This is a genomic window from Arthrobacter monumenti, assembly GCF_054511255.1.
In genome coordinates, this window is sequence record NZ_JBTNCY010000004.1 from 1 (window position 1) to 20,115 (window position 20,115).

20 protein-coding genes are annotated in these 20,115 nt (G+C 62.0%); 11 read left to right on the top strand and 9 right to left on the bottom strand.

Annotation, left to right across the window (positions count from 1 at the left end):
* The 6 genes from ACX80B_RS06625 to ACX80B_RS06650 all read left to right on the top strand — a co-directional run.
* Window positions 1–571, top strand: a 571-nt coding sequence (locus tag ACX80B_RS06625; protein ID WP_459294338.1) for an aldehyde dehydrogenase family protein, incomplete at its 5' end; no start/stop codon positions are given.
* Window positions 572–583: 12 nt separating this feature from the next.
* A complete protein-coding gene (locus ACX80B_RS06630; protein ID WP_459294340.1) occupies window positions 584–1,501 on the top strand; it encodes a sugar phosphate isomerase/epimerase family protein in 918 nt (305 codons plus the stop codon).
* Window positions 1,502–1,532: 31 nt separating this feature from the next.
* On the top strand, window positions 1,533–2,558 hold the full coding sequence (locus ACX80B_RS06635; protein WP_459294342.1) for a Gfo/Idh/MocA family protein: 1,026 nt from the start codon (window positions 1,533–1,535) through the stop codon (window positions 2,556–2,558).
* Between the two features lie 105 nt (window positions 2,559–2,663).
* Window positions 2,664–3,545: a sugar phosphate isomerase/epimerase family protein gene (locus tag ACX80B_RS06640; protein WP_459294344.1), complete on the top strand. Its 882-nt coding sequence runs from the start codon at window positions 2,664–2,666 to the stop codon at window positions 3,543–3,545.
* Window positions 3,546–3,599: 54 nt separating this feature from the next.
* Window positions 3,600–5,033, top strand: a complete 1,434-nt coding sequence (locus ACX80B_RS06645) for a sugar porter family MFS transporter (protein WP_459294346.1) — start codon at window positions 3,600–3,602, stop codon at window positions 5,031–5,033.
* A gap of 30 nt (window positions 5,034–5,063) precedes the next feature.
* On the top strand, window positions 5,064–5,426 hold the full coding sequence (locus ACX80B_RS06650; protein WP_459294348.1) for a universal stress protein: 363 nt from the start codon (window positions 5,064–5,066) through the stop codon (window positions 5,424–5,426).
* Between the two features lie 76 nt (window positions 5,427–5,502).
* Here the strand turns inward: ACX80B_RS06650 and ACX80B_RS06655 are convergent, their stop codons facing one another.
* The 3 genes from ACX80B_RS06655 to ACX80B_RS06665 are packed head-to-tail and all read right to left on the bottom strand — an operon-like array spanning window position 5,503 to window position 8,564.
* Window positions 5,503–6,291, bottom strand: coding sequence for an SDR family oxidoreductase (locus ACX80B_RS06655; protein WP_459294349.1), 789 nt, complete (start codon window positions 6,289–6,291; stop codon window positions 5,503–5,505).
* Window positions 6,292–7,305, bottom strand: a complete 1,014-nt coding sequence (gene iolG / locus ACX80B_RS06660) for an inositol 2-dehydrogenase (protein WP_459294351.1) — start codon at window positions 7,303–7,305, stop codon at window positions 6,292–6,294.
* Between the two features lie 53 nt (window positions 7,306–7,358).
* Entirely contained in the window at window positions 7,359–8,564 is a 1,206-nt protein-coding gene (locus ACX80B_RS06665; RefSeq protein WP_459294353.1) for a phytanoyl-CoA dioxygenase family protein, read from the bottom strand.
* Window positions 8,565–8,666: 102 nt separating this feature from the next.
* Between ACX80B_RS06665 and ACX80B_RS06670 the strand changes: the two genes are divergently transcribed.
* Window positions 8,667–9,728: a LacI family DNA-binding transcriptional regulator gene (locus tag ACX80B_RS06670; protein ID WP_459294355.1), complete on the top strand. Its 1,062-nt coding sequence runs from the start codon at window positions 8,667–8,669 to the stop codon at window positions 9,726–9,728.
* Between the two features lie 451 nt (window positions 9,729–10,179).
* Entirely contained in the window at window positions 10,180–10,734 is a 555-nt protein-coding gene (locus ACX80B_RS06675; RefSeq protein WP_459294357.1) for a hypothetical protein, read from the top strand.
* Between the two features lie 24 nt (window positions 10,735–10,758).
* Here ACX80B_RS06675 and iolB read toward each other — a convergent pair whose 3' ends face one another.
* The 4 genes from iolB to ACX80B_RS06695 form a co-directional block, all read right to left on the bottom strand.
* Window positions 10,759–11,652, bottom strand: a complete 894-nt coding sequence (gene iolB / locus ACX80B_RS06680; protein WP_459294359.1) for a 5-deoxy-glucuronate isomerase — start codon at window positions 11,650–11,652, stop codon at window positions 10,759–10,761.
* A gap of 43 nt (window positions 11,653–11,695) precedes the next feature.
* A complete protein-coding gene (locus ACX80B_RS06685) occupies window positions 11,696–12,436 on the bottom strand; it encodes a GntR family transcriptional regulator (RefSeq protein WP_459294361.1) in 741 nt (246 codons plus the stop codon).
* Window positions 12,437–12,562: 126 nt separating this feature from the next.
* Window positions 12,563–13,354: a TIM barrel protein gene (locus ACX80B_RS06690; RefSeq protein ID WP_459294363.1), complete on the bottom strand. Its 792-nt coding sequence runs from the start codon at window positions 13,352–13,354 to the stop codon at window positions 12,563–12,565.
* A complete protein-coding gene (locus ACX80B_RS06695) occupies window positions 13,351–14,472 on the bottom strand; it encodes a Gfo/Idh/MocA family oxidoreductase (protein ID WP_459294365.1) in 1,122 nt (373 codons plus the stop codon). The genes ACX80B_RS06690 and ACX80B_RS06695 overlap by 4 nt, the downstream gene beginning before the upstream one ends.
* A 277-nt stretch (window positions 14,473–14,749) precedes the next feature.
* On the opposite strand from ACX80B_RS06695, the gene ACX80B_RS06700 reads away from it, so the two are divergent.
* From ACX80B_RS06700 to ACX80B_RS06710, 3 genes are all read left to right on the top strand, one after another.
* The gene (locus tag ACX80B_RS06700) at window positions 14,750–15,709 is read left to right on the top strand and encodes a substrate-binding domain-containing protein (RefSeq protein WP_459294952.1); all 960 of its coding nucleotides are present in this window, start codon (window positions 14,750–14,752) and stop codon (window positions 15,707–15,709) included.
* A 65-nt stretch (window positions 15,710–15,774) separates the two neighbouring features.
* Window positions 15,775–16,815 (top strand): ABC transporter permease, encoded by a 1,041-nt coding sequence (locus tag ACX80B_RS06705; RefSeq protein ID WP_459294367.1) that lies wholly within the window; start codon window positions 15,775–15,777, stop codon window positions 16,813–16,815.
* On the top strand, window positions 16,812–17,702 hold the full coding sequence (locus tag ACX80B_RS06710; RefSeq protein WP_459294369.1) for an ATP-binding cassette domain-containing protein: 891 nt from the start codon (window positions 16,812–16,814) through the stop codon (window positions 17,700–17,702). Before ACX80B_RS06705 ends, ACX80B_RS06710 begins: the two co-directional genes overlap by 4 nt.
* Before the next feature lie 71 nt (window positions 17,703–17,773).
* Here ACX80B_RS06710 and ACX80B_RS06715 read toward each other — a convergent pair whose 3' ends face one another.
* Together ACX80B_RS06715 and ACX80B_RS06720 are read right to left on the bottom strand one after the other, a co-directional pair.
* Window positions 17,774–18,775, bottom strand: a complete 1,002-nt coding sequence (locus ACX80B_RS06715) for a sugar phosphate isomerase/epimerase family protein (RefSeq protein WP_459294371.1) — start codon at window positions 18,773–18,775, stop codon at window positions 17,774–17,776.
* Window positions 18,772–19,950, bottom strand: a complete 1,179-nt coding sequence (locus ACX80B_RS06720; protein WP_459294373.1) for a Gfo/Idh/MocA family protein — start codon at window positions 19,948–19,950, stop codon at window positions 18,772–18,774. Before ACX80B_RS06720 ends, ACX80B_RS06715 begins: the two co-directional genes overlap by 4 nt.
* Window positions 19,951–20,115 lie beyond the last annotated feature (165 nt).

The following is a 20,115-nucleotide window of genomic DNA, read 5'->3' on the forward strand; positions in this document are numbered from 1 at the left end:
GGTCGCCGAGGGCACCAACGCGGACTCGGATATGGGCCCGGTGATCACCCCGGCCGCGAAGGATAAGGTCGTGCGGATTGTGGGCGAGGCCGAGGCCGACGGCGCCGCCCTCGTCGTCGACGGCCGCGACCTGGTCGTGGAAGGCAACGAGGAAGGGTTCTTCGTCGGCCCGACCGTGATCGATCACGTCAAGACCGAAATGAGCGCCTACACCGAGGAGATCTTCGGCCCGGTGCTGGTGATCGTGCGGGTCAACGACCTGGACGAGGCGATCGAGTTGATCAACGCCAACCCGTACGGCAACGGCACGGCCGTCTTCACCGGCTCCGGCGCCTACGCACGGAAGTTCCAGCGTTCGGTGAAGGTCGGCATGATCGGCGTGAACATCCCGCTGCCGGTCCCGGTCGCGTGGCACTCCTTCGGCGGCTGGAACGACTCACTGTTCGGGGACCTGCACATCTACGGACCCGACGGAATCCGCTTCTACACCCGCGGCAAAGTCATCACCCAACGCTGGCCCGAACCAGCCCACGCCTCCGACGCCTCCTTCTCCTTCCCCTCCAACACCTAGGAGTCAGCTCTCATGAACGATATTGAGAACAAGCTGATCATCGGCACCGCGCCTGATTCGTGGGGCGTATGGTTCCCCGACGATCCCAAGCAGACGCCGTGGCAGCGCTTCCTCGATGAAGCGGCCGGGTCCGGTTACAAGTGGATCGAGCTCGGACCGTACGGCTACCTGCCCTCGGATCCATCACAGCTGGCGGACGAGCTGGCCCAGCGGGACCTGAAAGTCTCCGCCGGCACCGTCTTCACCGCCTTCCACCGCGGCCTGGACCAGTGGGACGTGGCCTGGGAACCGGCCCGCCGGGTGGCGGAACTGACCGCGGCGATGGGCGGCGAGCACATTGTCGTCATTCCGGCGATGTGGCGCGATGACGTCACCGGCGAAGCCGTGGAGAACGAACACCTCGACGACAAGCAGTGGAAGGACCTGTTTGCCGGGCACAACAAGCTCGGCAAGGTCCTCGCAGAAGACTACGGCCTGAAGCAGCAGTTCCATCCGCACGCCGATGCCCACGTCGGAGCGCAGAAGGACATCGAGCATCTGCTCGCCGAGTCCACGCCGGACGTCCTCAACCTGTGCCTCGATACCGGCCACGCCGAGTACTGCGGAGCCAACAGCCTGGAGCTGATCCACAAGTACCCGGAGCGCATAGGCTACCTGCACCTGAAGCAGGTCAACCCGGAGGTGCTCTCCAAGGTCAAGTCGGAGAACATGACCTGGGCCGAGGCGAACCTCGCCGGAGTGATGGTCGAACCTCCCTCCGGCCTGCCGGACCTGCGCGCGGTCATCGAGGCCGTCGAGGCGCTGGACCGCCCCATCTTCGGCATCGTCGAACAGGACATGTATCCCGTGGCGTTCGACGTGCCGATGCCGATCGCGGACCGCACCCGCAAGTACCTGCTCAGCTGCGGCTCCCGCACCACGGTCGCCTAGCGACACCTTCAGATCAGTAAGGAAGACAGTCATGACCGATAACCTCCGCGTAGCCATCGTCGGCGCCGGACGCATGGGCTCAGACCATGTCCAGCGCCTCCACCACCGCATCGCCGGCGCCGAGGTGGCCGCCGTCGTCGACGTCGATCTTCAGCGGGCGCAGGCTGCCGTCGATTCGCTGCCCGCCGGCTCGCACAACGCCGTCGCGCTGGGCACTGCCGATGAGGCGTTTGCGCGCGACGACGTCGATGCGGTGCTGATTGCCACCCCCGGGTTCCTGCATGAGGACATCCTCTACAAGGCGCTGGAGCGGGACATTCCGATCTTGTGCGAGAAGCCGTTGACGCCCGATTCGGAATCGGCATTCAACGTGGTCCGTGCCGAGGAAAAACTGGGCCGCAAGCGGATCCAGGTCGGCTTCATGCGCCGCTTCGACGCCGAATATGCCGCCCTGGGTTCGATGATTGAGGGCAAGGAACTGGGCGAGACCCTGATGATCCATTGCGTGCACCGCAATCCGGATACGCCGGAGGGCTTCACCAATGAGATGCTGATCAATGATTCGGTCGTCCATGAGTTCGACGTCGTCCGCTATCTCACCGGCGAAGAAATCACCTCCGTGCAGGTGCGGCTCGGCCGCAAAACCTCCAGTGCGCCCAATGGGCAGCACGATCCCCAACACGTGTTGCTGGAGACCGAATCCGGGGTGCTTGCCGACGTCGAAATTTACGTCAACGCCAAGTTCGGCTACCAGGTCACCACCCAGGTGGCGTTCGAGGACGGCATCGTCAACATCGGCGAGGACGGCGGACCATACGTGCGCGCCGGCGGACGTTGGGGCGGGAAGGTGACGCCGGGCTTCGCCGAGCGGTTCGGTGCGGCTTTCGACACGGAAATCCAGTCCTGGGTCGATGCCGCAAAGCGCGGCGAAATCGGCGGGCCCAGCGCCTGGGACGGTTACGCCACCGCGGCGTGCTGCGAGGCCGGCGTGCAGGCGCAGGGCAACGGAGAAAAGGTCTCCGTCAAACTCGAGCAGAAACCTGACTTGTACAGCTGATTCTGACAGGCATCGACCTCTGAAGGGGCCGGCCGAGCAACTTGGCCGGCCCCATACTTTTAATCACTTTCCCCTATGACCTGCAACACAACGGAGTGATCGCCCATGAAAATCGCTTTGGATCCCACACCTTTCCACCTAACCCACGGGCTGCTGGACTTCCCTCAGCTCGCGGCGGACCTCGGGTACAAGTACCTGCAAATGACCCCGCACGCCGACTTCATCCCCTTCTATAACCATCCCAAGGCCGACGACGAACTGGTCTCGGACCTGAAGTCTGCCTGCAGGAAAGCCGGCGTCGAAATCGCGTCGGTACTGCCGGTCCTGCGTTGGTCCGGGCCGGATGCCGACGCGCAGGAAGCAGCCGTGCGGTACTGGAAGCGCGCCATCCGCATTGCTGTGGACCTGGGAGTGACGCAGCTTAACACCGAGTTCACTGGACGGCCCGAGAAGCCCGAAGAGTCGGAACGTGCGTTCTACCGTTCGATGGAGGAACTGCTGCCGATCATCGAGCGCGAGGGCGTGCACATCGCCATCGATCCGCACCCGGATGACTTCGTCGAGCAAGGCCTGGCCGCGTTGCGCGTGATCCGGGGCGTGAATTCGAAGAACATCGGCATGGTTTATGTCGCGCCGCATACCTTCCACATGGAGGACGCGCCGCTGGACATTATCCGCGCGGCCGGGAACCGGCTCCGCGTCGTCCACATCGCCGACACCATGGACCACCACCGCTCCAACGGCCTGCGGTACATCACCAACCCCGCCGGCAGTCCCGCCCGTGTGCACCAGCACCTGAAAATCGGCGACGGCGACGTGAACTGGGACGAACTGTTCTCCGGTCTGGCCGAAAACGGCTTCCTGGAGCGCGAAGAGACGGTCATGGTGTCGTGCGTCTTCGCCGAGAACGAGAACGCGGAGGAAGTGTCCCGCTATCAACTGGCCACCATGAACGACTACATCGGCAAGACCAAGCGGCGTGGCTGATTAGCCCTTTAGAACTTTGCCTAAACCGTTGCCTCTCCGGCGGCGTCGAAATCTTTGGAGGAAGTCGACATGACTCAGGAAGCACGAAAGCAACATACGAAATTGCCCCCTGATACCCCCGGCCCGCACAATAAGCGCCTCGGGCTGGTCGCGGTAATCGCTACCTTTGGTGGCTTGCTGTTTGGATATGACACTGGTGTCATCAACGGGGCGCTCGGCCCGATGGAGGAGGACCTGGGGTTGACCCCGACCACCCAGGGGCTCGTGGTCAGCATCTTGATCTTCGGTGCGGCGGTCGGCGCCCTGATCGGTGGCCGGCTGTCGGACGCGTACGGGCGGCGCCACAACATTGTCATGCTCGCGGTGGTTTTCATGGTCGGCACGCTCGGCTGTGTGTTTGCCCCAAACTGGGAAACGCTTGCCGTCTTCCGCTTTATCCTCGGCCTGGCCGTCGGCGGGGCTTCCGCGACAGTGCCGGTATACCTGGCGGAGGTCTCACCGGTGGAACGGCGCGGCAGCCTCGTGACCCGCAATGAAGTGATGATCGTATCCGGCCAGTTCGCAGCCTTCGTGATCAACGCCTTGATCTTCCAGTTCTGGGGTGAAAACGAGTCCGTGTGGCGCTGGATGTTGGCGGTGGCCGTGCTGCCGGCAATTGCATTGTTCGTTGGCATGCTCCGGATGCCGGAGAGCCCGCGCTGGTTGCTGTCGCAAGGCCGCGATGACGAGGCCCTGCAGGTCCTCAAGCAGGTCCGGTCACCCGAACGTGCCGAAGCCGAAATGGCCGAAGTCCATGCCCTAGCCGAGGAGGAAAAGGCATCGCAGACCGGCGGCTGGGCGGATCTCGCCGTGCCGTGGATCCGCCGGCTCATCTTCATCGGCATTGGTTTGGGCATTTTCCAGCAGCTGACGGGCATCAATTCGATCATGTACTATGGCACGCAGCTGCTTGAACGCGCCGGTTTCTCCGGCGACGCCGCGATCATTTTCAATACACTCAACGGCCTGTTCAGCGTGCTGGGCATCACCGTGGGAATCATGGTCATCAACAAGATCGACCGGCGCAAGATGCTGCTGGGCGGCTTCATCCTCACCACAACTTTCCACATCCTGGTGGGGCTGTCGTCCACGCTTCTTCCGGACAGTACATTCAAGTCGTATCTGATCCTCGTCTTCGTCGTCGCCTTCGTATTCTGCATGCAGGGCACCATGGGGCCGCTCGTTTGGCTGCTGCTGTCCGAGATCTTCCCGCTCAAGATCCGCAGTTTCGCCGTGGGCGTGTGTGTCTTCATGCTCTGGATCGCCAACGCCGTCGTCGCCTTCGCGTTTCCGCCTACGGTGGCGGCGTTGGGAATCGGCTCGACCTTCTTCATCTTCGCAGGCGTGGGTGTGGTGGCGATCCTCTTCGTTTATAAGATGGTCCCCGAAACCCGGAACAAGACACTCGAAGAGTTCGAGGATGAGTTTCGTTTCCAGCACTCACGATAGCCTCAACGCACTCGAGAAAGGCCTCTCAATATGACCATCATGGTTGCCGTTACCGACAGTCCAGAAGGCCGGAATGCCTTTGAAATGGCCATCGACGAAGCACGAATGCAGGGCAAGGATCTGGTGGCGGTCAATCTCACCCTCAGTTCCCTCGATCCGCCCGGTAATGCCGATGGTGTGAATATCCAGATCGTCGACCGCAGCGGACGTGAAGACCGGGATCCGGTCGCCGCCGTTCTGGACGAGATTGATACCCACCACGCCGACCGTCTCGTCATCGGACTCAAGCGCCGAAGCCGGGTTGGTAAAGCACTGCTGGGCAGCATCAGCCAACGGCTTCTGCTCGATTCACCAATTCCGGTATTGGCCGTCAAGCCGGAAACAGGTAACTGAGCCCGAAGACCCTTTTTAGCAAACCCTTGAGTGGAGCCCCGAAGAACCCGGGGCTCCTCTTGATTAAAGTGTCCGCCTAATCCGACCCGCCAATCACGTTCTGGTCCCAGTCGATGATGGAACCGGTCACCACACCGCTCCGGTCGGAGAGCAGGAACACGACGAACTCGGCAATTTCGTCGATCTGTCCCAGTTTGCCCATCGGAACCGAGGCGTTTGCCTTCTCGAGCCAGTCGTCTGACGCACCGTGGAACCGCCGCTGGATCGCGTCTTCACCCTCGGTGGCGGTCCAGCCGATATTGACTCCGTTGATCCGGATCCGGTCCCACTTGTGCGCGTGCGCGGCATTGCGGGTCACGCCCGCAAGTCCGGCCTTGGAGGCGACGTAGGGTGCCAGGAAGGGCTGTCCGCCGTGCTGGGACATCGTAATGATGTTGACGATATTGCCGGGTTCACCGCGTTCCTTCAGATGCTTGATGGCCTCGGACATGATGAAGAACGGCGCCTTCAGGTTCACGGCGACGTGTTGGTCGAAGAGCTCCGGCGTGGTGTCCAGCATGGTGCCCCGCGTCGTCAGTCCGGCTGCATTGACGACGGCGTCGAGCCGGCCAAAATGTTCGATGGTCCTGGTCACGGTGCCTGCCGCCTGCGCGCTGTCCGCCAGGTCGGCCTGGAAGAAGACGGCGGGCGTTCCCCGCTCGGAGAGCTGGGCGGCGACCTTCTCCCCGGCGTCGGAGGTCCGTCCTGTGATGGCGATTCCGGCCGCTCCTTGGGCGGCTGCCTCCGCCGCAATGCCGGCGCCGAGACCCTGGGTTCCGCCGCTGATTAATACGATTTTGCTGTCGAGCAGCTGTCCAGCCGTCATTTATGGAACTCCTTCAATGGAAATGGTTTTACCAGTGGCCGCCGATTCCGCCGCGGCGTCGGCCAGCACCAGGGCCGCAGCGCCGTCGTCGAAGCCCGGGGAACAATGCCTGCCGGCTTGGACGGACTCGACGAAGTGGCCCAGCTCCAGCCGGTAGGCATCCGCGTAGCGTTCGAGGAAGAAAGGCTCGTAGGCATCCGCCAGCTCGACGCCGTCGGCCCCGTATTTCCGGACAGTGGTGGGTGAGAGGTTGGCGGCACTGAGCATGCCGGTGCTGCCGAATGCTTCCAGCCGCTGGTCGTAGCCGTAGGAACTGTGACGGGAATTGGTGATCGAGACCAGTTCGCCGCCGCGGCTCCGCAGGGTCACGAGAACGGAATCGTAGTCGCCCGCGTCCTCGATGTAATCGCAGAACAGGTTGGACCCGGTCGCCGTCACTTCTACAATGTCCGGCAGGAAGAACCGGGCCATGTCGAGGTCGTGAATGGTCATGTCCCGGAAGATCCCGCCCGATACGCGGATGTACGCTTCGGGAGCGGGTGCCGGGTCCCGGCTGGTGATGCTCAGTTGTTCCAAGCGTCCTATTTCGCCGTCCGAGACCCGGTTGTGGATGGCGGCGAACGCCGGATCGAAGCGCCGGTTGAAGCCCATCATGAGCGGCGTATTGTTGCCCTCGATCGCGGCCCGGCAGTTCAGGACGCGCTGCACATCCAAATCAATCGGCTTCTCGCAGAGCACCGCCACACCGCGCTCCACCGCCGCCTGGATCAGGTCAATATGCGTGGGGGTCGGTGAACAAATGACGACGGCATCCAGGGCCCGGTCGGCGAACACCTCATCCATCGAGCCGGTCGCCGTGGCACCGTAGCGCGCAGCGAGTTCGTTGGCGCTGTCCAGCAACGGATCGGCCACCCACGCAAATTCGAGGCGGGAATCGGCGGCAATATTCGCGGCGTGGACCCTGCCGATCCGGCCGGAACCGCAGAGGGCCACCCGCAGCTTCGTATCGCGCATTCCAGCTTCCGTTGCCGGCCCAGGCGCCGGCAGATTCGATCCGTCCATAGTCATCACCGGCTTTCGTGCGTGGTGAGCCGGCGCTGCTGCTGCGCCTCCAGGGCGAGGGCAACGTCGCCGGCGGAAGCGCCTTCCTGCAGCGACCGCCACACGAGTTCAGCCTGCGATTCCGGCGCGATGCCGCCGACCGGCTGGTCCTCGTCCAGGTTCGTCGGGAAGCCATATCCCTCCGCGGATGCGGCGATAATGTTGCGCAGCGACCGTTCACCTGCGCCGCCGGACTTCAGCTCCCGCAGCACCGGATACAGCGCCTTCGACATGCCGGTCCGGTCAACCGTCTCCATCGCCCGGCCGAAAGCGGAGGAAATCTGCAGCAGGTTTGCCATCCGGCGGATGTCGTGGGACTTGTTGTGCCCTGCTCCGTGGAACAGCGCGGGATTGAAGAAGACGGCGTCGCCTTTTTCCAGCGGAAGCTGCACGTGGTTTTCCTCAAAGTAGGCGGTGAATTCGGGCCGGTGGAAGGCGAGGTAGCCGGCGTCGTACTTCTGCGAATGCGGCAGGTAGAGGGTGGGTCCGGATTCGATGGGCATGTCACAGTGGGCGACGGCGCCCTGCAGTGTCAGCGCTGCCGAGAGCAGATGGGTATGGGCAGGGTAGCGCGCGGCCTGCTCGCTGGACATGAAGCCGAGGTGGTAGTCGCGGTGGGCGGTCTGCGCGGCGCCTCCAGGGTTGACCACGTTCACCTGCGATGTCATCTGGTAGTTGGGGCCGAGCCAAGCCGCACAGATCAGGGCGAGGATGTCGTTGGCGTAGTAGTCGGCGAAAATATCCGGGTTCCGGACCGCCAACTTGTCCAAGGCTCCCCAGATCCGGTCGTTGGCACCCGGTTTGGCGAAGTGGTCGCCCGAGGCGGTTCCCGCGGCCTTCTGCTCGGCGATGATGGCATTGAATGCTTCAGTGGCGCGGTCCACCGTGGACGTATCGCTAAAGGCACCCTTGAAGACGACGATGCCCGGTCCCGAGGTCAATGCGCGGATCAGTTCCGCTTGGACGTCGGCGCGTTCCTTGTCGTTCCCGGCCTTCTCCAGCAACCGGCTGCCGTAGACGGGGACATTCTGCTCAACCGATGCGGCATGCGGATAGTCATCCGGCCGTGTTTCCTCGCTGACGACGGCGACGAAGTCGTCCAGGTTGCAGTCACCTTCACTGAGCCATTGCCGGGAGGTTGTCGTGGTGACGTTGTTGGTGGTTGTGGTCATTGAGTGGCTCCTTGGTGAGAGGGTGGATGGAGTAACTGCGTAGTCTCCACTCTGGTCCTGGCGAACGGCGTATGCAACGATAAAGTCCATCAGAAACCCCTCATGAGTCCATCAGCTCCGCTGATTGAAAGGAACCGGATGCCGCATACCTATACCGTCCGGGAAATCGCCCGCCAGGCCGGTGTCAGCGATGCGACCGTCGACCGGGTGCTGCATAACCGGCCTGGAGTCAGGCAGAACACCGCTGGACAGGTGCGCCAAGCCATCAAAGACCTTGATGCGCAGCGGACCCAGCTCGAACTCTCCGGCCGACGGTTCATGGTCGACGTAGTCGCAGATGCCCCTGGCAGGTTCACGTCCGCCGTCAGGCTCGCGCTGGAGTCGGTCCTGCCGCGGCTGCGGCCCGCCGTCTTCCGTGCACGCTTCCACCTGCATGAGCAGTGGGAGGTGGACGATTGCGTCGCCGAACTGGATGCGATCATCAAAAGGGGCAGTCATGGCGTGATTCTCAAGGCGCCGGACGTTCCGGAGGTGTGCGACGCCGTCGAACGTCTCCATGCTGCGGGCATTCCGGTGGTTACGCTGGTGACCGACCTGCCCGTCAGCGCCCGGGCGGCGTACGTGGGCATCGATAACCGATCCGCCGGAGCAACGGCGGCCTACCTGATGACGCAGTGGTTGGGAGACAATACCGGCACGGTGGCGGTAACCGTGAGCAATGACTTTTTTCGGGGCGAGGAAGAGCGGGAAATGGGTTTCCGCTCCGCCATCCGCTCGATGGATCCGCAGCGCCAGGTGCTGTATCTGCCGGGCAGTGATGGGCTTGACCGGACCGCCAACGTGTTGATGTCAGAGGCGCTGGAACGGCATCCGGAGATTGCCGGCGTTTACTCCATTGGCGGAGGCAATAACGGAATCGTCGACGCCTTCGAGGTAGCTGGCAGGCCGTTGCAGGTCTTCATTGGCCACGATCTCGTTCCCGAAAATGTGGCAATGCTGCGCTCGGGAGTGATGAATGCTGTACTCCACCACGACTTCCGGGTGGACGTTGACCGGTGCTGCCGCATCATTATGGGAGCCCACGGCGCGTTACCCGGACCCGACGACGGCGAAGTTTCCAAAACCGATGTCATTACTCCCTTCAATATCCCGGCCGGCTTCTGATCCACCCCGCCGGCACTGTCGGATTCCGATGGCCGAAACCGCGTATTACACCGGAATTATGCGGGTTCCGTTACCGATTTGTAACTTGGGAAGTGGTTTGTGATACGCTGGAGGTGCACGGAAGGAAAGGACACACCCGTCCAATTTTTCTTCGTTGTCCATCGCTGAATAAACGCTCGAAGAGAGCACTCAAGCAGAATTGCTCCCGCAAGGGTCTGGCCGTCATGGTTTCAGGAACGAGCGGTGAGCGGCTCGCCCGGCTGGGCGAATCCCCGTCGCGACACAAGCGGCTATAGGAAGCATCACAACACAGAAGAAAATGCGCTGCGTTGTATCTGCATGTCCTTGAGGGGTGTCTCCGGCCAAATCATGATCAAGCACCTTCGTCCCCCCTGGGCAAAGGTGAAGCCAAAGCCTTGGCGCTTTGGTCGGTCACATATTCGAAAGGTAAATGATGTCATTACTAGAGGCCACCCGCGCCCAGCATACCGCCACCACTGAGCGCGCCACCTCCGCTCAGCCGGTTTCCGACAATCGGACTGCAGGTAAAGCCCTTGCCGTAGTGAGGATCCTGCTCGGATCCATCTTCCTGTGGGCGTTCCTCGACAAGATGTTCGGTCTGGGTTTCGCGACCACGCCGGAAGCATCCGTCCTTGCCGGCGCATCGCCGACTGCAGGCTTCCTGGGCAGCCTCGAAGGCACCTTCGCTCCGATGTTCCATGCCATGGCCGGGAACGTGCTGGTTGACTTCGGCTTCATGCTCGGCATGCTCGGCCTGGGCCTCGCGCTCATCCTCGGCATCGGACTGCGTTTGGCCGCTGTCGGCGGCGTCATCATGATGGGCATGCTGTGGCTCACAGCCCTGCCGCTGATCAACAACCCCGTCCTTGACGAGCACGTCATCTACGCTGCTGTCATGGTCGCCCTGGCCGCGACGCACGCAGGCAACACCTGGGGACTGGGCTCAGTACTGGCCCGCAACAACAGCCCCCGGTGGATTCGCTAAATAGATTCCGCAAGCACGGCTGGATCAGCCTTTGAAGGGAAGCCGGGCATCAATGTCCTGCTCATCCCAGACCTGGCGGATCCAGCCGTGCGCCGGATCATCACTGATCAACCATTGCCGGACCGGACCAGGTCCGGCCATGACGTTTAAGTAGTAAAGATCGTAGCCCGGTGCCGCCATGGCCGGTCCGTGCCAGCCGTAAGGAACCAGCACGACGTCGCCGGTACGCACCTCCGCGTTTACGTCGATGGGACGTCCGTCGGAGGCATATACCCGCTGATAACCCATGGCGTCCGCCTCAGCAGGAGCCGGTGAATCCTTGGCAATCTGGGTTTCGAAATAGTAGATCTCCTCGAGGTTCGTTTCTCCCTCGGCCTCCACATCATGTTTGTGCGGAGGGTAGGAGGACCAGTTGCCAGCCGGAGTCAGCACTTCGCAGACAATGAACCTGTCGGCTTCCAATGCCGCCGGCGTGCCAAAATTATGCACTTGGCGGGAACAGTTTCCCGCGCCACGCAACTCGACCGGTATTTCATCCGCCTTGATCAGCCGGGCAGGATAGGAATTCTTCGCCGGCGCCGATGCGACAGCGACCCTGCCGCCGTCGTTGGTTCCAATGGTGATGGCCGTATCAGTTCCGGAGTAGAAAACGTCGGAGGGCCCGGTGAAGACAGAGTCGCGGCCGCCCAGCGCGTATTCCTCTCCGCTCGCCTGAACGGTGAAGGAACCATTAAGCGGAATGACGATGCGCTCCTCGGCCTTTGACGTCAGTTCGAGGCGTTGCCCGGCTGCCATTTTGGCCACCCGAATGCCCGTGTGCTTCCAGCCCTCAACCTTGGCGGCCGATTCATCCGTACCCAGCGAAACGGCCCAGTCTCCATCCGCGGCAGTCCCCGCAGGATAAACCCAATTCGTCACAGTGCTGCCTTCCAGTCAGTGTCGATTCTTCTTGGTCCAGCGGCTAGCGCTGGACCAAAGTCATTTCAAAGCTGTATGAGTCGCCCCGGTAGACGTGCTGCCCGGTTTCAACCACCCGGCCGGTGTCATCGAACGCCGTGCGTTCCATCGTCACCAAGGCTGCCCCGGGCTCGACCTGGAGCTGTTCGGCCTGATACTCATTGGCGATCACGGCGCCGATCCGCTGCTGCGCGAGCCGGAAATTGACTCCCGCGGCGCGCAGCAGTTCGTACAGGCCGTGCTCCTTCAAGGTCTCGGCGTCCAGTTCGGCAATGTCGTCCCGCACCTGGTTTTCCATTAGGGCCAGCGGTTTGCCGCCCACGCTGCGCAGCCTGGTAAACCGGTACACCGACGCGCCCGGCTCCACGTGCAGCAATTCCAGATCCCGCTTGTCCGCCTCAGCGTGCGAGAAAGCCAGGATCTCCGTTACCGGTTTGGCACCGCCGCGGTGCAGGTCATCGAACAAGCTCGACAGCTCCAAAGGCCGGCGGAACTGCCCCGCGACCACCTGCGTTCCGACCCCGCGCTTGCGGACCAGCAGTCCGGAGCGGACGAGTTCGTCCATCGCTTTGCGCATGGTGGGCCGGGACAGGCTCAGCTGTTTGGCCAGGTCGATCTCATTCTGCAGTTTGGTGCCCGGTTCCAGGTCACCACTGTGAATGGCCTGCTCGATTCCCTGCACCACCTGGTGGTAGAGCGGCACGGGCGAGGCCCGGTCGATATGCAGGTTAAGCGGGAAAGCCACGATGGTCTCCTGATGGATTCCAGCCAGTTGTGCCGGCCTTTGTCTGGTTGATAGGACAAGAAAACTCGTTTCTCAGCGTAACAGCGCCCTCTGCACATGCCTAGCTTCTCCGTTCTGATCCGCAAGTTAGACCGCAAAGGCTGACCGGAATGCGGCGAGGGCTTGGTCTCCGGCCGCGACGCTATCGCCACCGACGGCGCCGGCCTCCATTCCGATGACTCCGGAGTAACCGGTGTGTTTGAGGGCTGAGGCGACTGCCTGGTAGTTGATTTCGCCGGTTCCCGGTTCGAACCTGCCGGGAACGTCGGCTACCTGCACTTCACCGATGTGCGGGAGGGCGGTCCGGACGAGTTCGATCAAGTTTCCCTCACCGATCTGGGCGTGGTAAAGGTCGAGCATCATTTTCACGTTGGGATGGTCTGCCGCTGCGACCAGTGCGAGCGTGTCCTTGGCACGTGCCAACGGTATGCCGGGGTGACCAACGATGGTGTTGAGGTTTTCGAGGGCAAACGTCACGCCGTGCCTCTCGCCGAGGCGGGCCAGGCGCTCCAAGGTGCGGAGACCGGTGAGCCACATTTCCCCGGTGGCGCGGTGCACGGGCCGGACGGCGAGTCCTCCATCGCCGAGTTCGGAGGGATGGATCACCATGCGTTCCACTCCCAGTTCCAAGGCGGTGGGAATGAGCTTTTCCGCGGAGGCCGGAACTTCGTCGCAGTTATCGGGATCGATGAGGCTGCCGCCGAAGTAGCCGGTCATCGATGAAAACCGCGCTCCGGAGGCCGCCAGGGCGGAAACGTCCCGGTCCCGCGTGTCCCAAAGATCGACGTCGAAGCCCTGGTCATGGATCCGGCGCACCCGTTCGATCAGCGGCAGTTCTCCATAAACCATTTCGGCGCAGACTGCGAGTCGAAAGGTCATGCGAGTTCTCCCATCTGTGCGACTTCTGGCTCCGACGGTCGCAGCTCGGCGACGGAGGCGACATCCACAGGGACACCGGTCGCGGCTGACTCGACGGCGGCGAGTGCCAGGGTGAGTGCGTTCCGGGCGTCGGTCCAGCCGGGACCCGGTTTTCCCGGGGCGCCCGAGCCTTCGCGGCGTGCTTTTACGACCTCAGCGAAGTGGGCAACTTCGGCGGTGTAAGCATCGTGGAACAGGTCCACGTTCCGCCTGATGGTGGCCGATTCGATGCCTGCGGCGGTGTAGCTGACAGCACTGGACGCCTGGGGTCCGCCGGCTGACACCATGCCGGCCGAACCGAACACTTCACCTCGGACGTCATAGCCGTACAGCGCATTAAAGTTCGCCTCCGCAACCGCGATGGCCCCGTTGCTGTAGGTAATGGTGACAACAGCCGTGTCCAGCAGTCCGCCGGCCTTCGCCTCCGGCGCCACCAGGGCGTCGGCCACCGCGTAAACCCTGACCGGGACAGCTCCGGGATTCAACCAGTTCAGTGTGTCGAAGTCATGAATCAGGGTTTCCAGGAAAATCGTTCCAGGCGCGATGCGCTCCGGATTGGGGATTCCTGCCGCGCTGCCTGGATCGCGCGTCAGCGACCGAAAGAGTTGGGGAGTTCCGACTGTGCCGTCGTCTATCAGCGCCCTTGCCGCAGCAAAGTCGCTCGAATAGCGGCGGTTGAAGCCAATCTGTACGACGATCCCGGCAGCCTCCGCCGCTTCCATGGCCGCATCCAGTTCCTCGATGCTTCGGGCAGCAGGTTTTTCGCAGAACACGTGCTTGCCTGCCCGCGCGGCTGCTGTGATGAGATCAGCATGGAACCGGGCCGGGGCCGCGATGAGCACGGCATCCACCTCGGGATCATTCAGTACATCGGCGGTGCCCGCGCTGGTCTTTGCTACTCCCAGCCTGGTGGCCAACTCTTGGACGGCGGTCGTCGCAGGGTCGGCGATGGCCTCGAGCCGGGCATTCGGAATGCGGTTGGCAATGGACTCGGCGTGGAACTTCCCGATCCAGCCGGCGCCGAGCAGGCCGATACGAACCGGCGCTTGGTGGTCCACCTCTTGCTGAAGATAAGTCATCGTGATTCTCCTGTTCTGGTGCTGGCTCTCTTGGAGTTGCTGCCTCACCAGCTTCCGGCCGACGTAACGGAATTGCAACTGATGTGCATATGTCCTGACATACTATTGACTTTTGTGAAGCATGTCACGATGATGGAGTCCACATGGCCATGCATTGGGGTGTGTGGCGAGACGGAGGGGCAGACTCGTGGACCGGCATCTGGCCGGACGCCGCACGTAAACGAAGGAGATTAGGGTGGCAAAGAAATTTTCCTGGCGCAGAGCGTCAATTGCATTGATGATGGGTTCCGCATTGGCGCTGTCGGGTTGTTCCAGCGAGGGCGGGCGGGAACCTGCCGCCGAGGGAACCGGTGGTGGCGGCCAGGTCGCCGATACCGAACGGATGACCATCGCGCTGATTACCCACGCCGCTCCCGGCGACACGTTCTGGGACATCGTCCGCAAGGGTGCGGAGACGGCGGCGAAGAAGGATAACGTCGAGCTCCTCTACACGGCCGATCCGGAGGGTGGCCGCCAGGCCCAATTGGTTGCCCAGGCGGTGGACCAGGGAGTAGACGGCATCGCCGTCACGCTTGCCAAACCCGATGCACTCAAGTCAGCACTCAAGGAGGCGGAGGAGGCAGGAATTCCGGTCGTAAGCCTCAACGCCGGCGAGGATGCATCTGCGGAGCTTGGGGCCTTCACCCACTTCGGCCAGAACGAAAAGGTCGCCGGTGAAGCAGTGGGCGAAAGACTGGATGAAATGGGCATGACCCATCCCGTCTGTGTGATCCAGGAGCAGGGCCACGTCGGCCTCGAAGCCCGGTGTGCCGGCGTCAAGGAAGTCATTCCCGAAACGGAAATCCTGTATGTCCAAGGAACCGACATGACCCAGGTCCAGTCCACGGTTACGGCGAAGCTTCAAACCGGCGGCAGCAACATCGACTCCATCATCGGGTTGGGTGCACCGTTCACCTTGACCATCCTGCAGTCGGTCGAGGAAGTCGGAAGCGACGTCACCGTGGCTTCGTTCGACCTCAATGCCGAACTGGCGCAGAAGATTGTCGACGGCGATATCGCCTTCACAGTCGACCAGCAGCCGTTTGTCCAGGGTTACATGGCCATTGATTCGCTGTGGTTGAACAACATGGGCGGCTTTACGGTCGGTGGTGGGCAGCCGGTTCTGACCGGTCCGGCCATAGTTGACCAGGAGCAGGCCGAGCAGGTGCTGGAATTCGCCAAAGACGGTATTAGGTAAAGACCACCATTCCGGTTCAGGGCGTCGCACGACGCCCTGAACCGGACCAAGTAGGAGATATTTTCATGACGACTGCCGTACTTCCCAAGAGCGACGAACGCCTTGGACGGCGAACCATCCTTCAGGGTGCACTGATGAGGCCGGAAGTCGGCTCCTTGGTCGGTGCCGTCGCACTGTTCATCTTCTTTGCCCTCGTGGCTGATGCCTTCCTCGAGCCAAATTCGTTTGCCACCGTGCTTTACGGTTCCTCCACTATCGGCATCATGGCCGTCGGGGTGGCACTGCTGATGATCGGTGGCGAATTCGACCTCTCCACTGGTGTCGCTGTGATCAGCACAGCCCTTTCGGCCTCGCTGTTCAGCTGGTACTTCGCAATGAATGTCTGGGTCGGCGTCGTCCTGGCCCTGATCGTGTCCCTGCTGATTGGCCTTATCAACGGAATCATCTTTATCAAGACGAAGCTGCCCAGCTTCATCGTCACGCTGGCAATGTTCCTGATGTTGACCGGATTGAACCTGGCTCTGACCCGGCTCGTGGGCGGCAGCGTCGCATCGCCGTCGATATCGGATCTTGACGGGTTCGAGAGCGCGAGCGTGATCTTCGCATCCTCGGTAAACATCGGCGGTGTCAGCGTACGGACGATCGTATTTGTCTGGCTTGCCATGGTGGCTGTCGCGACGTGGATCCTGATGCGCACCAAGGTCGGCAACTGGATCTTCGCCGTCGGCGGCGATGCCGAGGCGGCCAGGGCCGTCGGCGTTCCGGTCAGCGCGACCAAGATCGGGCTGTTCATGGGGGTCGGATTCTGCGGCTGGGTGCTGGGAATGCATAAACTCTTCGCGTTCGACCGCGTGCAGTCCGGTGAAGGTATTGGCAACGAGTTCCTCTACATCATTGCCGCCGTCATTGGAGGATGCCTGCTCACCGGCGGCTACGGTTCAGCCATCGGCGGAGCTATTGGTGCCTTCATTTTCGGGATGGCGAATAAAGGCATCGTCTACGCACAGTGGAACCCGGACTGGTTCAAATTCTTCCTGGGGCTGATGCTGCTGCTGGCCACTATCATCAACATCGTCGTCAAGCGCCGAGCGGAGTCGAGTAAATGAAAACCCAGACACTGGAAAAAGACGGGACGCAAGCCGGCGGCGACGCGCACCTGCTGGAATTGGACGGCGTCGGAAAGCACTATGGAAATATTATGGCGCTCGCCGATGTCACGATGGCGGTCGACAACGGACGGGTCACATGCGTCCTTGGCGACAATGGGGCCGGGAAGTCGACCCTGATCAAGATCATTGCCGGACTCCACCAGCACGATGAAGGCACGCTGAAAGTCATGGGGGCAGCGCGGAAACTGGGATCTCCACGTGACGCCCTCGACGCCGGCATCGCCGCCGTCTACCAGGACCTTGCGGTGGTGTCCCTGATGCCGATCTGGCGCAATTTCTTCCTCGGTTCCGAGATCACCACCGGTTTTGGGCCGTTCCGCCGGCTCAATGTCGAGAAGATGAAGGAGATCACCAAGAAGGAACTGGCCGACATGGGCATCGACTTGCGCGACGTGGATCAGCCCATCGGCCAACTGTCCGGCGGCGAGCGCCAATGTGTGGCCATCGCGCGGGCGGTCCACTTCGGTGCGAAGGTGCTCATTCTCGACGAGCCCACCGCGGCGCTCGGCGTGAAGCAGTCAGGCGTGGTCCTCAAATACATCCTGCAAGCGCGGGACCGCGGACTGGGCGTCATCTTCATTACCCACAATCCGCACCACGCCTATCCGGTGGGAGACCGTTTCCTGCTGCTCAAACGCGGCAAGCCACTGGGTTATTACGAGAAGAACGAAGTGACACTGGACGAAATCACCGGCATGATGGCCGGCGGTGCCGAACTTGAAGAGCTGGCCCACGAACTCGCCTCCATGGGCGGACATGACGAGCAGGAACGTGAAGTGGAATCCGAACTCGCAGCAACCAGGGGAAAACGCGCCGCGACGTGACATTTCCCAACTGAAAATGACCGGCGCCGATAACATGGCGCCGGTCATTTCCGTGTGGGTCGCGGGGTGGATCAGGCCACGGCTGCCGACTCCGCGGCTTCCCTCAGCACCGAGGCTGCGGCTTCCAGGCCTTCGATCCGGCCCAGGGAAACATCTTCATGCTCGATGTTGACCGCCATATCGGGGTCGACGTCGTGCAGCGCTTTGAGGAATTCCGCCCAGAAATCCTTGTCGTGGCCCCGGCCGAGGGCAACAAAATCCCAGGCGGAGTCCTTCGGCCACTCGTTGGCATATTCGTGACCACCCAGTGACGTGCGCTCTTCGTGTTCGCCGAGCCGCCGGAACCGATTGTCCAGCACACCGTAAATCTTCGCGTTCTCGTTGATCCGCACATCCTTCGCCGCCGCGTGGAACACCAGCGGCCCCAGGTGGCGGACCGCGGTGATGGGATCCATTCCCTGCCAGAACAAGTGACTCGGGTCCATCTCTGCCCCGATGTTCGTGGCGTTCGTCCGCTCGACGAGTTCGATCATGGTTGGTGGGCTGAAGACGACGTTCTGGGGGTGCATTTCAATGGCAACCTTCACGCCGTTATCGGCCGCCAGGGCGTCGATCTCCTTCCAGAAAGGCACGGCGACGTCGTTCCACTGGTAGTCGAGCACGTCCAGCGAACCGGAATTCCAGGCATTGACGATCCAGTTCGGCATGGTGGATCCGGGTTCCCCGCCAGGCAGGCCCGACATGGTGACGACACGGGTCTGTCCCAGCGCCCCTGCGGCACGGATGGTGCGGCGCAGATCGTTGGCGTGCGCCTCACAGATGGTCGGATTCGGGTGCAACGGGTTGCCGTTGGCATTCAGGCCGGCCAAGGTGACGCCCTTTTCCTCGAAGATGCCGAGGTAGTCATCACGGGCGGACTGGCTCTCGAGGATGTCATCGATGGGAATGTGCACGGGCGGGAGGAAGCCGCCGTAGTTGATTTCGGCCGCGTCCAGTCCAAGCGACTTGATGACGTCGAGGGCCTCGGGAAGTGGACGGTCGTGCAGGATGGCCGTGTAGACACCGAGTTTCATAGTTTTACCTTCATTCCCTCGCCGAGTGCCGATTCGGTCACCGCAGCTAGCATTTCCATATTGTGGACGCCTTCATCGAAAGAGGCGCACCGGGGGAGGGATGCTGATTCATCCAGACCGGCAACTTCATCGAGGAACGCCCGAGCTTGGTACGCAAAGGCTTCGTTCTGGCCAAAACCCACGCCCGGGGCATCCATCGCCAGGCCGGCCGAGAGGTAGGGGTGCTCGGGGCCAAGAATGACCTGCCGGTAGCCGTTCTGCGATGAAGGTCCATCTTTGAGGAAGAGTTGAATTTCGGATGGGCGGCGCTGATCGAAGCGGGCAGCTCCGTTCTCGCAGAACACTTCGAAGACGAGTGAATTGGCGTGCCCGGCAGCGACGCGTGATACCTCGAGGGCTCCGACACCGTTGGCGAACTCGGCGGAGAATGCGGCGTAGTCATCGTTCTCAACATCCGCGTATTCGTCGCTCACTTCGACGTGGTCGTGACCCATGACGGCTCCCAGCGGCATCGGGCGGCGGTTTATGACTGTGCTTAAGCGCCCGCCATTCACCGACACAACGTCACCGCAAAGGAACTCGGCAACATAGCTCAGGTGACTGCCAACATCGGCCAGAGCACCCGAACCAGGACCACCCTTGTAGCGCCAGCTCATCGGCGCTTGCGGGTCCGACGCGTAGTCCGTCCAGTAACGTCCGCTGAAGTGCAGGACCGAACCGAGCACTCCATCCTGGATAAGTTCCCGGATATAGGCAATGCCGGGCGTGCGGCGGAAGGTAAATCCTACCCGTGCAATCGAGGACGAGGCAGCGGCGGCCTCGGCCATTGCACGCCCATCGGCGACGGTGTCGCTAAGCGGCTTCTCGCAGAGGACATGCTTTCCCGCCTTGAGCAAGCCTTCGACCGCTTCCCGGTGCAGTGAATTAGCAATTACCACGCTAACGACGTCGATATCGTCCGCCTCAGCGATGGCCTGCCAGGAAGAATCCGTGCGTTCATACCCAAACCGGCGGGCAGCAGCCAAACCGAAGTCGGCGTTCACGTCTCCAATGGATACGAGTCGTACGGGTGGGAGGTCCGGTTCGAACAATGTGGGTGCGGTCCGGTAGGCGGCGGCGTGGGCCTTGCCGGCCATGCCAGCGCCAATAACCGCGACGCCGATGCTGTCTGGCATGCTTTTCTCCTTCGAATATCGCGCCGCAGCGCGGGAACCCGTTTCAGGGTAGATTGGACGACGCTTTTGGAGCGCTCCATCGAGCGTATGTTCGTCCTATTGTCCTGTCAAGAGAATTAAGGAAGTATCGAACGGGCGGGATCTCAGCGGCACGATGCTGCCGCC